General features: G+C 43.2%; 12 protein-coding genes. 5 read left to right on the top strand and 7 right to left on the bottom strand.

The window, feature by feature from the left end; all coding sequences use genetic code 11:
- Window positions 1-87 precede the first annotated feature (87 nt).
- Both dapA and HII16_RS06220 read left to right on the top strand, forming a co-directional pair.
- The gene (gene dapA / locus HII16_RS06215) at window positions 88-990 is read left to right on the top strand and encodes a 4-hydroxy-tetrahydrodipicolinate synthase (RefSeq protein ID WP_169128423.1); all 903 of its coding nucleotides are present in this window, start codon (window positions 88-90) and stop codon (window positions 988-990) included.
- Window positions 991-998: 8 nt separating this feature from the next.
- Complete coding sequence (locus HII16_RS06220; RefSeq protein ID WP_169128425.1) at window positions 999-2,114, top strand: succinylglutamate desuccinylase/aspartoacylase family protein; 1,116 nt, start codon at window positions 999-1,001, stop codon at window positions 2,112-2,114.
- Between the two features lie 80 nt (window positions 2,115-2,194).
- On the opposite strand, the gene HII16_RS06225 is transcribed toward HII16_RS06220, so the two are convergent.
- The 4 genes from HII16_RS06225 to HII16_RS06240 form a co-directional block, all read right to left on the bottom strand.
- Complete coding sequence (locus HII16_RS06225) at window positions 2,195-3,001, bottom strand: crotonase/enoyl-CoA hydratase family protein (RefSeq protein WP_169128427.1); 807 nt, start codon at window positions 2,999-3,001, stop codon at window positions 2,195-2,197.
- Complete coding sequence (locus HII16_RS06230) at window positions 2,998-3,420, bottom strand: MAPEG family protein (protein ID WP_169128429.1); 423 nt, start codon at window positions 3,418-3,420, stop codon at window positions 2,998-3,000. The genes HII16_RS06225 and HII16_RS06230 overlap by 4 nt, the downstream gene beginning before the upstream one ends.
- Before the next feature lie 61 nt (window positions 3,421-3,481).
- Window positions 3,482-4,390: a S1-like domain-containing RNA-binding protein gene (locus tag HII16_RS06235; RefSeq protein WP_169128431.1), complete on the bottom strand. Its 909-nt coding sequence runs from the start codon at window positions 4,388-4,390 to the stop codon at window positions 3,482-3,484.
- 54 nt (window positions 4,391-4,444) lie between these two features.
- The gene (locus tag HII16_RS06240; protein WP_169128433.1) at window positions 4,445-4,903 is read right to left on the bottom strand and encodes a TerB family tellurite resistance protein; all 459 of its coding nucleotides are present in this window, start codon (window positions 4,901-4,903) and stop codon (window positions 4,445-4,447) included.
- Window positions 4,904-5,126: 223 nt separating this feature from the next.
- On the opposite strand from HII16_RS06240, the gene HII16_RS06245 reads away from it, so the two are divergent.
- Window positions 5,127-6,260, top strand: coding sequence for a DUF5009 domain-containing protein (locus HII16_RS06245; protein WP_169128435.1), 1,134 nt, complete (start codon window positions 5,127-5,129; stop codon window positions 6,258-6,260).
- A gap of 100 nt (window positions 6,261-6,360) precedes the next feature.
- Here the strand turns inward: HII16_RS06245 and HII16_RS06250 are convergent, their stop codons facing one another.
- Window positions 6,361-8,835 (bottom strand): TonB-dependent receptor, encoded by a 2,475-nt coding sequence (locus HII16_RS06250; RefSeq protein WP_169128437.1) that lies wholly within the window; start codon window positions 8,833-8,835, stop codon window positions 6,361-6,363.
- Between the two features lie 462 nt (window positions 8,836-9,297).
- Between HII16_RS06250 and HII16_RS06255 the strand changes: the two genes are divergently transcribed.
- Together HII16_RS06255 and HII16_RS06260 are read left to right on the top strand one after the other, a co-directional pair.
- A complete protein-coding gene (locus tag HII16_RS06255) occupies window positions 9,298-10,491 on the top strand; it encodes an efflux RND transporter periplasmic adaptor subunit (RefSeq protein WP_169128439.1) in 1,194 nt (397 codons plus the stop codon).
- The gene (locus HII16_RS06260) at window positions 10,491-13,664 is read left to right on the top strand and encodes an efflux RND transporter permease subunit (protein WP_169128441.1); all 3,174 of its coding nucleotides are present in this window, start codon (window positions 10,491-10,493) and stop codon (window positions 13,662-13,664) included. The genes HII16_RS06255 and HII16_RS06260 overlap by 1 nt, the downstream gene beginning before the upstream one ends.
- Before the next feature lie 92 nt (window positions 13,665-13,756).
- Here HII16_RS06260 and folA read toward each other — a convergent pair whose 3' ends face one another.
- Both folA and cgtA read right to left on the bottom strand, forming a co-directional pair.
- On the bottom strand, window positions 13,757-14,248 hold the full coding sequence (folA, locus tag HII16_RS06265; protein WP_169128443.1) for a type 3 dihydrofolate reductase: 492 nt from the start codon (window positions 14,246-14,248) through the stop codon (window positions 13,757-13,759).
- Between the two features lie 289 nt (window positions 14,249-14,537).
- A complete protein-coding gene (gene cgtA / locus HII16_RS06270) occupies window positions 14,538-15,704 on the bottom strand; it encodes an Obg family GTPase CgtA (RefSeq protein WP_169128450.1) in 1,167 nt (388 codons plus the stop codon).
- Window positions 15,705-15,820: the final 116 nt, after the last annotated feature.

Here is a 15,820-nt window from a genome sequence, read left to right on the forward strand (position 1 = left end):
ATTGCTGGCTCCAGTCTTTCTATTTACGCTCGAATAATAAATATCGCGATTAAGATAAACACATCGCACGCAGTAACGAGACGTAACATGACAACTTTTCAACTTGATGATTTTCCTCTATGGACAGCCTTAGTCACGCCGTTCAATGACGCTGGCGAGATAGATTATGACAGCCTAGCTAAAATCGTAGAGGATCAAGTACAAGCTGGTAATGGTATTTTGATTTGCGGTAGTACCGGTGAAGGCTTGGCTATCGAACAACACGAGCAATACCAAATTGTTAAATTTATTTGTGATTTGCAGCCGCAGGTACCACTTATGGTTGCCGTTGGTGGTGCTAACTTAGCAGCACAATCGGCTTGGATTGAACAATGCAATTCGTTACCTATACACAGTTACTTGCTCACCGCGCCGCTCTACACTAAACCTGGCATCATAGGTCAAACCAATTGGTTTAAAGCATTGATGGATATCGCCACAAAACCGTGCATGATATACAACGTTCCTTCTCGAACTGGCGTGAGTATCCCCGTTGAAACCGTACAAAACCTTGCCGAGCATCCAAACTTGTGGGCGATGAAGGAAGCCAGTGGCGACATCAATGAGTTTTTAGGTTTTGTCGAAGCAGCGCCGAACATGAAAATGTACTCAGGTGAAGACGCTCTGATCCCATACCTTGCGTCGGCTGGTGCTGTCGGTTTGGTGTCGGTTTGCGCCAACGCTTGGCCTGAGGCGACTCATTTGTATGTGCGTCAAGCATTGACTGGCCAAGGTGCTAGCTTGTTTCCTGTTTGGTATAACGCCATCAGTCCGTTGTTTGAGGTTGCCAACCCAATTCCAGTCAAAGTGTTAATGCACAAGCAAGGGGTTATCTCATCGCCTGTATTGCGTGCACCACTAACCCATCTGGAACTGGCTTCTGATAGCAAAGTCTTGGCGGCGGATACAGCAATCACTGAATGGTTGTGCAACAGCCGCAATAACCTTTAATAGCACTTATGTCAGAGTTGTTCACCAAACAAGTATTAACCGTAGGTGAGATGGCCAGTGGCGTGTCACTGACCATTCCTGTTTATCGCTTAAAAGGCAATGGACAAGGACCGTCAGTATATATTCAAGCCAATATTCACGGCGCTGAAGTGCAAGGCAATGCGGTAATCTATCAGTTACTTGAGTTGTTGCAAAAGCAATCTCTGCTTGGTGATATCACATTGGTGCCTTACGCCAACCCTGTCGGCTGTAATCATAAAAATGGTGAGTACACCTTAGGTCGATTTGACCCGATTACCGGTGTGAACTGGAATCGCATGTTCCATCATAATGAACAGTTGATTGAACACGTCATGCAAAAGCACAGTAACAGTGATGTTGATACCATAAAACAATATTTTCAGCAGTTGATGTTAGATGATATTGAGCAAAAGCTGGATCACAACAATTACGGGTTAAGTACTGGCCGAAGAATTGCTTATCGATTACAACAATTAGCGCACCAGCACGATATTGTTTTGGACTTACATACCGGGCCAATATCATCAAAACATATTTATTGTCCGGAATACGCACGCAATAGTGCCAGCTTTTTCAATATTCCACATACCATATTGATCCCCAATGATTTTGCCGGGGCAATGGACGAAGCGACGTTTTGTCCATGGTGGACTCTAGCAGAGAAGTTTGCCGAAAATGGCCGCGAACTTGATTTTGGTAAGGAAAGTTTTACCGTAGAACTTGGCTCACAAGAGTTAATTGATCTGGATGAAGCCTTATACGATGCTAAGTCAATCTTGTCTTATTTACAATATAAGCAGGTCATTGCCAGTGACGAATTTGTGCCACAAAACATCACCCGTTATGGCTGTTACTTAAAAGATTACAAGATATTTTATTCGCCGATGGGCGGTATGGTCGACTATCTTGCGCAATTTGGTGAAGAACTAAAAGCTGGCTCACCGTTGGCGCGCATTTTACGCATGGATAACTACGGTGATGGTGATGCGTTGCATTATATCCAATTAGAAGAAGATGCTATTCCTATTTTGCATTTTGCCTCAGCAAGCGTCAATTTAGGCACCGAACTGTATAAAGTATTCACCAATTATTTCGAGTTGTAAGCTCGCAATCTAGCGCTACAAACATAAAGGGCTTGTTAAACAAGCCCTTTATGTTTGTAGCGGATATATAATCTTAGTCATTACCAACGCTGACGAGGGACAAAATCTCGGCGTGGTTGTTCACCTTTGTCAATAGATTGCTGACGCTTAACCGCAATACGCTGATTCTTGGCAAGCAAAATCTTAATTTGGTACCAAGATTCGCGCATTAGCCAGCGCCACGGTTTGTCGGTCCATGATTTATGATAGAGCTTTTTGCTGGCGGCCAAAGTATCAGGTGAGCGCTGGCACAAGGATTGAGCAAATTCGATGGCACGTTCCATTGGCTTGTCATCTAGCTCAGTAACCAGGCCATACTGCAGAGCTTGCTTGGCATCAATGGTTTGTGCGCTCATCACCAGCTTCATTGCTTGGTCTTTTGGCATCAGCTGCGCTAAGCCCATATTGCCACTCATATCGGGAATGATGCCCCACTTTCCTTCCATGACGGAAAACTGGGCATTGTGACTGGCGATACGAAAATCTGCTCCTAAAATCAATTGCACACCACCACCCAAGCAATGGCCTTCAATAGCGGCGATCACGGGAACTGGAATTGTACGCCAGTTGTGACTGACTCTTTGCGCTAAATTTGCCTGACCTGGCCACCATTTAAACAGCAGTTTTATCGCCGCTGTTTTGCTACCAAGCGCTGACTTTATATCAATGCCGGCGCAAAAGTTGTTGCCAGCACCGGTCAGGATGATGGCTCGTATTTTACGATTTTTACGCAGCTGTTTTGACACCTTGTCGATAGCTTCAAATAACTCGATATTTAAAGCATTCATCTTGTCGGGTCGGTTAAGGGTGACAATAGCGATATTGTCTTGGTAGCGAACATCGATCATGTCAGTATCTCCAACGCGAACAGTACAAATTGGCCAATCAAACACAAATTGGCCAGAAAATAGAAAACGAAACGGTGCATGACTTGGTTATAGCTGCAATGAATCAAAGAATGTATGGCTCGGCAACTGACAAAACCCCATGCCAAGGCGATGAACATTGGTTTATCAAATTGCTGCTGCATTGCCAGTAGCATCAACACATAAAAGAACACTGGCATTTCAAATAAGTTTGCCAAGTTATTTGCCGGTCGATTAACGATCTCGGGAATAATCGCTTTTAGCTGCTCTGGGCTAACTAAGTCTTGCGCGTCTATGTTGTGTTTAAAGATATAAGAAAGTCGTTTGTAGTACATGTACAGCCAAACGATTATGGTCAGTAATAACAGTGCTAAAACAGGAAGAATAATGTTGCTTGTCATAGGGTTAACCCCTTTTATTAGGTTAACCCATTGTATGTTGGTAGGCTAAAAAGCGCAAATTCTAGCGCTTCTTAGGTTTGCTTTTACGATTGCTTTTCGCTGTTGCTGTTGGGCGTTTTTTAGCGCCTTGAGGTTTGCTTTTCTCTAACAATATCTTGTCACCATCAATGCGAATTTTGCCGTGCTTTAATAAGTTACCAACGGTGCTTTTGAAGGTCTTTTTACTGACATTAAACGCGTCTTTGATCTGCTCAGGAGAGCTTTTGTCATTGATGTTACAAACGCCATCGTGCTCTTGCAAATAGCTTAAAAAATGAGGCGCAAAATCATTGATTTTACCCATGCCGCTGCGTGTTAGGGTTAGATTAACGCGGCCATCTTCACGTACTTGCTTAATATAACCTTGAGTTTTCAACCCTGATCTTAGTGGTTGAAAAATATCCGTGTGGAAAATCAGACCCCAATGCTTTTCATTGATGATTGCTTTAAAACCTAAATCGGTTTTATTGGCGATAATCAAATCGACGCGATCACCTATCTCATAGTTTGCTGGCCAGATATCCAAAAATCGATCGATTTTACTTGTCGCGGCGATACGATCACTGTATTGGTCTTTATAGACTTTAACTAAGTAATATTTACCGACTTCCATTTTATGGTGTTGCTGGTTAAATGGAACCAATAAATCTTTCGGTAAGCCCCAGTCGAGAAAAGCACCAATCTTATTAACCGCCAAGCATTTCAAACTAGCAAATTCATCCATTTGTGCTTTTGGCGTTTCGGTGGTGGCGATTAACCGATCGCTTGAATCAAAGTAAATGAATACCTCGATAGCATCACCTTCGGCTAATTGTTCAGGCATATAACGATTAGGCAATAAAACTTCACCTAGATCATTGGCGTCAAGATACGCGCCTTGTTCGGTTAGTTTTGCAACCGTTAATGTGTTTATTTTGCCAATATCAGCCATGCCGAATCCTGCTATTCAACTGAGGGGAAAAAGAGCGTGGTATTCTACATCATTTTAACTTTCAATACCGTGTTGATTTTGTACTTTTAACTTGCACTGAATATATTCACCGTGTCGCAGATGCAATAAGTCGGCGATTCGGCGAATTACATGTTCTTCAATAACATCAAGATGACCATCACTGTAAGCAACTTGCCACAGTAATTCGACGATTTTGATTCTATCTCCGAGCTCAAATTGCTGATTTATTAATGACGTGTACTTGTATAAATCATGGGCATGGGCGGATTCATCTTCAGCCAGTGAAAGCACATCCATGACTTCGGCTTTTGATAAGTCAAAATGTTGTTGCAAGGCATCGACGACAAGCTGTTTTTCTTGCTCTTCAATTTGTTGGTCAGCGCGCATAACTTCAAATAATAACACTGCCGTGGCAATTTCCAGTGAGATGGTGTTAGCAACAACAGTGTCTACTTGCAGGGTCTTAATAAATACTCGAATTCGATTGATCATAGCGTTTAGGGTTTATAATTCTGATTTGCTAATAATAGCTGTTATTGGCAGATAATGCATTTTTCTGGTCAACGTCACAAGCACGTGTTTACGCTTTGTCGCGCATCAATACCTTAAGCTAGAAATAGCATACATGACAGCGCTGTCAAAAATTGCTTATCGTAACTTTATCGCTGTGCTAGAGTGGGGTAATAAACTTTTTCTTACAACAAATTAGTTGGTTATGACGACAGAAATAAAACAACCACAGGCTAAGCAACGATTGCTGTCAATTGATGCGCTGCGTGGCTTCGATATGTTTTGGATATTAGGTGCCGAAGGCTTGTTTGCCGCCCTATTTACCCTGACCGGTATTGGATTTTTCAATCTGGCCGCTGCTGAAATGCTGCATAGTCAATGGCATGGCTTTACCTTTTATGATCTGATCTTTCCCCTGTTTATCTTTTTATCGGGCGTCAGTTTAGGTCTTGCGGCAAAGCCAATTGCAAGTCTAACCGCGCAACAGCGCAAGGGTAAATATCAGCATGCGCTAAAGCGGCTCGGATTATTGTTTCTATTAGGCATTGTCTATAACCATGGCTGGGGTGGTGGTATCCCAATGGACAGTGAAAGTGTACGTTATGTCAGTGTCTTAGGTCGTATTGGTTTGGCGTGGTTTGTCGCTGCCATGTTGGTTTGGCATTGCAATTTGAAAACCCAACTTGCGGTTGCTGCACTGCTATTTTTTGCTTATTGGTTGTTATTAGCGGTGCCGACCATTGGCGATTATGGCGGTAATTACTCGGTTAACTATTCTCTTAATGCTTGGGTTGATCAAACGCTGCTACCGGGCATTCGCTATCAGAATTTGGCGGTCGATCCGGAAGGTTTATTGTCTAATTTAGGCTCTATATTAAATGCCATTGCCGGTGTGTTTGTTGGTCGCTTAATTGTCCAGTTTAAGCACCAACCATATACACTGTTGAAATACTTGCTGATTGCTGGCCTTGTGACTTTGCTGATCGGTTGGGGGTTAGACAATCTTGTCCCTGTGAATAAAACCTTATGGACGCCAAGTTTTGTTTTGGTTACCAGTGGTTGGAGCCTACTATTTCTGGCCTTGTTTTATTTCTTAATTGATATCTGTGACTACCAAAAGATGGCGAAGCCATTTGCTATCATTGGCATGAATTCAATCATCATCTATTTGGCAACGGCGTTGGTTAATTGGCAGTATTTGGTGAACAGCTTATTTGGTGGCATTTTGACTGCATTGCCTGAGGCATGGCAGGCATTGATATTTATTGTATTTCTCTTGGCTGTGCAATGGCTGTTGTTGGCTTGGATGTACCGCCACAAAATTTTCATAAAAGTGTAGTGCTAATAGCGTTTTTCGCTGACTAATAACCACTAACGTTTTATACAAAAATAAAAAAGCCCGCTATTGATGCGGGCTTTTTAATGGGGGTACGCTGAGCTTAAAAACTACCGCGGATACCGACAGAAAAATTACGGCCTGGCAGTGGGGCGATATCTTTTAAGAAAGAACCGTGCACTCGACCTTCTTCGTCCGTTAAGTTTTGACCTTTAAAGAAGATTACAAAATCGTCACCGATGTTATCTAAATAGACGTTTAAATTGGCATCGACCATGGTATAGCTGTCGGTCGATGTTTCCATCTCTGCGACATCGTCTTGTTCAAAGTAGTGAGTTACACCGGTTGAAATTACGTAGCTGTCTTGCTCATAGGCAAGTTCAGAGCCGATACGCATCGGTGGAATACGTGGTAGGTTTCCACCATCAGATAATTCGGCACGAATGTAATCAGCAATCACCGATAATTGTAATGGTTGAGATATTTGATATACAAACTCAGCTTCCAGGCCATACATATCAACATCAGCTTGACGGTAAGCGTAAATCGGTAAACCTTCTTCATCGCCGTGATCGTCTTCTTCCATCATGTCGACTTCGTCTTCATGCTCGTGGCCGTCTTCGGCAAAGAAGCCTGTGTTTTGTTGGTAATAGTAATCTTCAACTTGGTTGTAAAAAGCACTTAGTACGAAACCAAAGTCACCTTCGAATTTACGCCAGGTCAAATCTAAGTTATACGATGTTTCCAGATCGACATTTTGTGAGCCGACCTCAACATCGACGTGATCGTCATGTTGTTCGACATCATATATGGCGCCAACTTCGTATGTATTAGTACCGATATGTGGGCCATTAGCGAATAGCTCCGCCGCGGATGGAGCGCGTTGTGAATAGGATACTGAAAAACCTAGGTTGTAACCTGGTTGGTAATCCCATACCGCACCAACCGATAAGCTAACAGGGGTGAAGTCTTGATCATCGATACTGGCATGCTCTTCGCCTTCATGCTCATCGAATTCTTCTTGGTGTTCCTCGTGCTCTTCATCATGCTCGAAAAAGTCACCATCTGAAGATAACTCAACGTACTCAATACGCGCACCAATTTGCCAAAGTACATCGCCAAAATGTTTCTCCTCTAACCAGCCAAACGCGACCGATGTTGTCTCTGATGGTGGGCTAAATGCTTCATCACCAATGGCTTCAAAATCACGGTCTTTGTAATGTAATGTCCATGCGCCTTTCCAGCCATTTACTTCGTGATGGTATAAATCGGCCCGTGCTTCAAACATTTCATTGTTAAATTGTGTACCTACTTCACCACCTTCAATTTCACGGTGTTCGTAGTCTGTATAGGCAAGCTTGGTGGCAACGCGGTTTATAAAGCTGTCATCGAATGTTAAGTCACTGAGCATTTGGTAGCGATCTTGCTCTAATTCACCACTGACCATTTCTTCGTGCTCTTCATGCTCATCGTGTTCATCAAGGCCTTCGAGCTCATCGTGTTCTTCGTGCTCTTCACCATGTGCGTGACCTGGAATACCGTATTCACGATCTAAACGGCCATAGGATATACCGATGTAACCATTATCGAGTAAATAACTTGTACCGATATTAAAGCCAGTTGATTTGGCGGCGGTATTCTCGATAGTACCTTTGGCTTCGCCTTCGTGCTCATCATGCTCTTCGTGTTCGTCATTACCGTCATCGTGATCTTCATCATGCTCATCATGTAATTCGGCATGACCGGGAATGTCAACGTCATTCGATTCGCGCCAAAAGCCATCTACATGCAGGGCAAAGCTGTCTGAGCCAGTGTTAATCGCAAGTGATGCCGCATCTTGGTCATTAACCGAATCGTGTGAGGTCATGTAATCAACACGATTGTCGCTGTTGGTTGGCACGCGATTATCGACTACGTTGACCACACCACCGATAGCACCGCTACCGTAAAACAAGGTCGATGGACCTCTTAGTACTTCAATTTGTTGTGCGGTACTCGCCTCTGCCGCGACAATGTGGTCAGGACCAACCCGTGATGCATCGGCAACATCTAGGCCGTTTTGTGTGATTAGCACACGTGGACCATCTTGGCCACGAATCACTGGGCTACTAGACACACTGCCGTAAGAGGTTGAGTGAACGCCAACTTCACCTTTTAAGGTATCACCCAAGGTAGCAGCCTGTTTGCGACGTAGCTCGTCTGCAGCCAACACATTAACGGGCAATGCTGATTCTATGTTTGAGGTATGTAATGGTGTCGCGTAAACATCAACAACTTCAATTGGTGAAGGAGATAATATAACGTTAATTTCAGCGTTGTTGGCCGCGAGTACCTGTTTGCTGATGTGACCATAGCCAGTCGCACTGATATGAATTTCATGATCTTTAGCATCAAGTTCGGTAAATGAAAATCGACCTTGCTCATCCGTGTAAATGGTTTGGCTTTTTAGTTTTACTTTGGCGTTTTTTAACGCATTGCCATCTTTATCGACAACGATGCCGGTAATATCTTGCGCTGCGAGTGAAGCAGAGACAAGCATAGGTAACAGTGCCAGTCCCCAAGTTTTAGCTGTAGCCATAGTAAGTCCTTAAGTAGGTATTGTTATAATGTAACATAATGTCAGCTATTGTTACTTTATAACATTTAGATTGCAAGTGGTTTACGCTATATTTTGTCGATTTCAGCGATGTAACGGCATAAATGGGCGGTAATGTCGAAAATAACTGTTAAAAACTGTAAAGATTGCCCTAAAAATAGCCATTAATCTGTGCTATGGTGTCGCGCATTTATTATCGTAATAGACCGTTGTGAATATGTTGTTACATTTTAAGCGGTGCAAAATAGCTTTTAATATAAGTAGTTGATTGTAATTGTTATTTTGTTTGTTTTTGCAGGTTGGTAGTAATTTTTTGGGTCCTGTGAAAAGCGTAGATTGGCACATATATTCCAATTGTAATAACTCGTAACATATTGACACACCAAGATTGTAATCACTTTGTTAATCTATTACGTAGAAAAGAATTTCCGGGGGGAAACTAACGTGGCAAGCAAAAAGCAAATTTTCATACCTATTCTCGTATTAGTCGCAGGCATTGGCGGTTTTCAAGCACTAAGTGCAATGAAAAAGCCACCCGAAGAGAAAAAAGAAATCGATACCACTCCATTTGTATCGGTACAAACAGTTGACTTACAACCATTGACGTTAGATGTCAGCTCGTATGGTTTGGTTGAACCTAAATATCAAACAGAATTAGTCGCACAAATCTCAGGACAAATTGTTACCTTGTCTGATACGTTTGTGCGCGGTGGTTTTGTGAGTAAAGGTCAGCTTTTGGCTGAAATCGATCCAAACGATTATGAAGCGGCATTAATTGAAGCACATGCAAATCTAGCATCAGCAAAAGCCTCTCTTGAACAAGAAAAGGCACAAGGTAAAGTTGCTGAACGTGAATGGCAACGTATCCAAAATTCTACACCAACCGAGTTGAGCTTACGTAAGCCGCAATTAGCGCAAGAGATGGCGCGCGTAGATGCTGCTGAAGCGGCAGTAAAACGTGCAAAACGTAACTTGGAACGCACCAAAATTGTTGCCCCATATGATGCTATGGTCGACGCCCGTGACATTGGTTTAGGTTCATTTGTGAACGTGGGTAATAGAATTGGTCATCTATTGAGTACCGATATTGCCGAAGTTCGTTTACCGGTCGCTGATAATCAGTTGCAGTTTCTACTCGACAGTGGTGTTAATGCTGAGGTGCTACTAAGCAGCAAGTTTTCGGGTCAAGAAAGTCAATGGAAAGCCAATATCTCTCGCTCTGAAGGGGTGATCGATAAAGTATCTCGCATGAACTACTTAGTTGCTGAAATCGAAGATCCGTATGGCCGTGAAACCGACAAGCCTATTATTCGTTTTGGTACGTATGTGAATGCCACTATTTCCGGTCTAGAGATAAATAGTGCGGTACTTGTGCCACGCCATCTAATTGATAATCGTCAAGTAGCCGTTATTGGTGATGATGATAAATTACGTTACCGCAACGTTGAAATCTTACGTCAACAAGGTAACCGCGTCGTGGTGACGAATGGATTAGAGCAAGGTGACATGATCATTACTTCGGCGCTAGACTTCCCTGTCGATGGCATGGCGGTTTCAGTACTAGGTGCTGAAGTCGATACCCCTGCGGCAGACGAGGACGACACCGACACCCAAATCGCTCTCAAGGAAGGTGAGTAATGATTGATACCAACAAAGGTCTCATTGCCTGGTTTGCTCGAAATCCAGTAGCAGCAAACCTGTTGATGGCGGTGATCATCATCGGCGGCTTGTTGACTATGGGCACCATCCGCAAACAGTTTTTCCCGCAAGTGGAAATTAACTGGCTTGAATATCGCACTATCTATCCTGGTGCCGCGCCACAAGAAGTGGAAGAAGGCATTACCATCAAAGTCGAAGAGGCCCTAGAGTCTGTTCAAGGCTTAGAGCGAGTGATTACTTACTCGGGTCGAAACGCCTCTTACGGTTGGTTTCGCGTTGATGAAGCTTACGACCCACAAGTCGTTCTTGAAGAAGTAAAATCTCAAATTGATTCAATATCCTCATTTCCAGCCGGCATGGAAAGGCCGACGGTTGAGCGCATTAAAATGCGACAGGAGGTTATGTATATCAGCCTCTACGGGGATATGGAGCAAAAGCAACTGAAGGAATTCGGGCGCAAAATACACGATGAAATACAGCAATTACCACTGATCAATATTTCTGAATATTACAGCGGCCTGAATTACGAGATTGCCATTGAAGTCAGCAAAGACAAGCTGCGTGAATACAAATTGTCCTTTGTTGATGTCGCCAATGCGGTACGTAACTGGTCCCGTAATATGTCAGCAGGGCAAATCCGCGCAGAAAATGGCTATATAAACTTACGCGTTGAAAACCAAGCCTACATTGGTCACGAATTTGAAAACCTGCCGCTGATCACCCGTGAAGACGGCAGCAAAGTTATGCTAGGTGAAGTGGCAACCATAACCGATGAATTTGAAGAAGGCATTCAATATTCTAAGTTTAATGGTCAAAACTCGGTGACATTCTTCATTGGTGCAGCCAATGATCAGTCCATTACTGATGTTGCCAAAGTGCTCAAAGCCTATGTCGCCGATAAACAAAATACCTTACCTGAAGGCATGCATTTGGAAACCTGGGTAGATTTAACCCAATATCTAGAGCAGCGTTTGGATATGATGATGTCTAACCTAGTGACAGGTGCGGTGTTAGTTTTCTTAATGCTTGCTATATTCCTGCGTGTACGTTTAGCGTTTTGGGTAATGATGGGTCTACCGGTATGTTTCCTTGGTACATTATTACTGATGCCTATGAGCATGATTGATGTAACCATCAACATTACCTCGTTATTTGCCTTTATTTTGGTGCTTGGTATCGTCGTTGATGATGCCATCGTTATGGGCGAGAGCGCTTATACCGAAATTGAAAATAAAGGGCATAGTGTTGATAACGTTATTCGTGGTGTAAAACGCGTCGCTATGCCGGCAACATTTGGTGTTTTAACAACAATCGCTGCATTTATGCCATTGGTTATCAGTGATGGCCCTGCGTCAGCGTGGAACCACGCCATCGGTTTTGTGGTTATCTTGTGTCTGTTTTTCTCATTGGTTGAGTCAAAACTGATATTACCAGCGCATTTAGCGCGTATGAAAGTGACCGAGCCAAACCCAAAAAATCCGATGTCACGTTTTCGTGCGAAGATAGATTCGGGCTTAAAGTACTTTGTTGAAAACAAATACCGCCCAACCCTGCAAAAAGCGGTCAAATATCGTTACGGCGTTACTTGTTTGTTTGTCGCCATGGTGATGATTTGTGTTGGCTTATTTGAAAGTGGTTTAGTGCGATTTGTTGGCCAGCCTAAAATTCCACATGACTTTCCACGTATTAACTTGGAAATGAACTTGGACTCTTCAGAGCAGGCAACACTAGATGCGGCTCGCGCCATCGAAAAATCGCTTTATGCGGTTGATGATAAAATTGAGCAAGAGCATGGTGTGCGCATGATTTCTGATATGCAAGTTGACTTGCGTGAACGAACTCAAGCCCAAATTATGGTCAAGTTGATTGAGCCAGAATTGCGCCCAATGAATACCTTTGAATTAGCGGAAATGTGGCGCGCCAATATGCCATTGATCCCAGGGGTTAAACGCCTTGATACTCAGGATAATTTATTTGGTAACGATCGTGATGATGGGGATATCAGTTTCCGTCTAGAAGCCAATGATGACCAACAGTTGTTGTTAGCGTCACGCGACTTAAAAGAGAAGTTAAACTCCTTGGTTGGTGTTAGTGATGTCACTGATTCTCGTATGAACAGTGCCCGCGAAGTCCAGTTTGAGCTTAAACCTTTGGCTTACAGTATGGGCTTAACTTTAGCGGATGTTGCCTCTCAGGTAGGTTACAGCTTTTATGGTTTGGAAGCGCAACGCATATTGCGAAACGGTGAAGAAATCAAAGTTATGGTGCGTTACCCATTAAAAGATCGTAGCTCAATTGGTCACGTTGATGATGTTATGGTGCAATTGCCAAACGGCGGTGAAGTGCCACTATCAGAAATCGCTGAGATAAAGGTCACTAATGGTGTTAATCAAATCCGTCGTGAAAACGGTAACCGCACCATTAATGTCTGGGCCAAAGTCGATGCGATGCAAGCCGAACCATTTAAAATTGCTGCGGATATTCGCGATAATTATATCCCGCAACTTTTGAAAAAGTATCCTTTGGTGAAGAGTCAATTATCGGGTCGAATCCAAGAAGAAATGCAAAGTGCTAACACGCAAATACGTGACTTTATTATCTCGATGATGATTATCTTTAGCTTGTTAGCGATTCCATTAAAGTCGTACTCACAGCCATTGATTATTATGTCGGTGATTCCATTTGGTATTATCGGTGCAGTTGGCGGACATATGATACTCGGCATGGACTTGTCGGTACTGTCATTGTTTGGTCTGATAGCGGCAGCGGGTGTTGTGGTCAATGACTCATTGGTTATGATTGATTACATCAACAAAGCTCGTGATGCGGGTGTACGCGCCAAAGATGCGGTGGTTGATGCCGGTTGTTATCGCTTCCGTGCTATCTTGTTGACCTCGTTAACGACGTTTATCGGCTTAGCACCAATAATGTTCTTTGAGACCAGCATGCAGGCTAAATTGGTTGTGCCAATGGCGGTATCACTTGGTTTTGGTGTGTTGTTCGCAACGGTCGTAACCTTGATGTTGATTCCATGTTTGTACGTGTTGTTTGAAGATATTAAAGCGGTATTTCGTCGCTGGTTTAATATCGCCTCAGGCGAGGCGCAACCGCGCAGTGAATCAACGCCTGTGGCAGCAGAAAACCATAATTAAGTTATAACGAAAAAAAACAAGGGTCAGCACAAAAAAACAAGGGGTCAGAACTTTAGTTCTGACCCCTTGTTTTTTTGTGCTGACCCTACTTATTACTTGCGCTCATAAACCTTAAAATTATACGGGTGGGTATTGTTTTCATCTGCTTGATGCGCATCTTCGCTAACGCACTGCCAACGATTATCGGCATTATAATCTGGGAAGAAAGTATCGCCGTCTGTGGTAAGATCGATTTCGGTAATATACAGTCGGTCTGCAGCCGGTAAGCAATGCTGATAAATACTGCCACCACCAATCACCATGATCTCTTCAACATCAGTCACTAACGCCAATGCCGCATCGACGCTATCGACAGTTTCGATGCCATCAGCTTGGTAATTGGCATCTCGGGTAATGACAATATTACGGCGACCCGGCAGCGGAAAACCTATTGATTCAAACGTTTTTCGGCCCATGATCACTGGCTTTTTCAAGGTGGTTTTTTTGAAGTATTTTAGATCTGCAGGCATATGCCATGGCATATCATTGTCTTTACCGATAACACGATTGTTAGCATGAGCAACAATCATCGAAAGAATAGTCATGTGAGTCTCTTTATTTCTTCGCTCTATATCATATGAGCACGGGTTTATTTGCATAGTCTGACGTGCCTTGCTAACTGGCGATGATAGCAGCTAAGGGCTTCGCACTATTGCGCATTGAATTAGGCAATTCTAATGGGCTTTTAAGGCTTTTGCTAGCTTCATCGTTGAGCTATGTAAGAGAAATTGCAAGATTCTCGTTGCAGTGCTGACAACGCTTAAAAATAGTGAGATACAAAAACGCCAGAGGCGATGCTCTGGCGTTTTATTTTATTTGCATACAGATTGTCGCTTACTTGCGATATTCGACTTCTACATCGTAATCGTCGTCATCCCAATCTTCATCATCTAGATCATCATCATAATCGTAGTTTTCAACGGTCTCTTTATGATAGTCATCCCATTTGAATTCAACAGATTCAGATTCTTGTTCCTCAACAACATCTTCATCTGGTAATGACTCAATAAAGTTCATAATGTCTTGGGTTAGCTGTTGCGTACCTTCACGATTAAACGCTGAAATCGTACGAACTTCACCTTGCCAATCAAGAGCTTCAACAACACGTTGAATAACTTCTTGCGCTTCGTCTTCAAGCAACAAATCCAATTTGTTGAAGATCAACCAGCGTGGTTTATTCGCTAATTTATCTGAATATTGCTCAAGCTCTTTAACGATAGTGGCGGCATTTTCCGCAGGATCGCTCTCGTCTGCTGGCAATACATCAACCAAGTGCAATAAAATACGACAACGTTCAAGGTGTTTTAAAAAGCGAATACCAAGTCCGGTACCTTCAGATGCACCTTCGATTAAACCCGGTATATCAGCAATAACAAAACTGCGTTGCTGGTTTAAGCGCACAACACCTAGGTTTGGTACTAACGTCGTAAATGGATAGTCAGCAACTTTTGGTTTGGCTGCTGATACACTGCGAATCAGTGTCGACTTACCGGCATTCGGTAAACCAAGTAGACCGACATCAGCAAGCAACATCAGCTCTAGTTGCAAGTTACGGATCTCACCAGGAGTACCTAATGTTTTTTGACGTGGTGCTCGGTTGGTACTGCTTTTAAAGCGAGTATTACCTAGACCATGCCAGCCGCCTTTAGCAACCATTAACTTTTGCTTGTGCTTGGTTAAGTCGCCAATTTGCTCACCCGTATCGCAGTCAAGAACGCGAGTACCAACAGGTACTTTCAAAGTACAGTCTTTTCCGCGTCTACCGGTCATATTACGACCTTTACCGTTTTCACCGCGCTGGGCATTGTGAAAACGCTCAAAGCGATAATCTATTAAGGTGTTTAGGTTTTCATCGGCTTCGAGGTAGACATCGCCACCATCACCACCGTCGCCACCATCTGGACCACCGTATTCGATATACTTCTCGCGGCGAAAGCTGACGCAACCACTACCACCGTCACCGGCGTCTACGCGAATTTCTACTTCATCAACAAATTTCATTAGCTTTAATCAAGCTCCAATCTGGGGAACAATGTTTTGGCAATAAGAACCTAATTATAAACGTAATCCCGCTTAAGTCATAAAACTTCAGCGTAGATATTTTATCAGCACAGTAT

The sequence above is a fragment of the Thalassotalea sp. Y01 genome (assembly GCF_012932945.1).
GTDB lineage: Bacteria > Pseudomonadota > Gammaproteobacteria > Enterobacterales > Alteromonadaceae > Thalassotalea_A.

Coding starts and splice junctions, on each gene's coding strand:
- folA (WP_169128443.1), bottom strand. CDS start 14,248: ATGACTATTCTTTCGATGATTGTTGCTCATGCTAACAATCGTGTTATC.
- HII16_RS06260 (WP_169128441.1), top strand. CDS start 10,491: ATGATTGATACCAACAAAGGTCTCATTGCCTGGTTTGCTCGAAATCCA.
- HII16_RS06240 (WP_169128433.1), bottom strand. CDS start 4,903: ATGATCAATCGAATTCGAGTATTTATTAAGACCCTGCAAGTAGACACT.
- cgtA (WP_169128450.1), bottom strand. CDS start 15,704: ATGAAATTTGTTGATGAAGTAGAAATTCGCGTAGACGCCGGTGACGGT.
- HII16_RS06225 (WP_169128427.1), bottom strand. CDS start 3,001: ATGATCGATGTTCGCTACCAAGACAATATCGCTATTGTCACCCTTAAC.
- HII16_RS06235 (WP_169128431.1), bottom strand. CDS start 4,390: ATGGCTGATATTGGCAAAATAAACACATTAACGGTTGCAAAACTAACC.
- HII16_RS06250 (WP_169128437.1), bottom strand. CDS start 8,835: ATGGCTACAGCTAAAACTTGGGGACTGGCACTGTTACCTATGCTTGTC.
- HII16_RS06245 (WP_169128435.1), top strand. CDS start 5,127: ATGACGACAGAAATAAAACAACCACAGGCTAAGCAACGATTGCTGTCA.
- dapA (WP_169128423.1), top strand. CDS start 88: ATGACAACTTTTCAACTTGATGATTTTCCTCTATGGACAGCCTTAGTC.
- HII16_RS06230 (WP_169128429.1), bottom strand. CDS start 3,420: ATGACAAGCAACATTATTCTTCCTGTTTTAGCACTGTTATTACTGACC.
- HII16_RS06220 (WP_169128425.1), top strand. CDS start 999: ATGTCAGAGTTGTTCACCAAACAAGTATTAACCGTAGGTGAGATGGCC.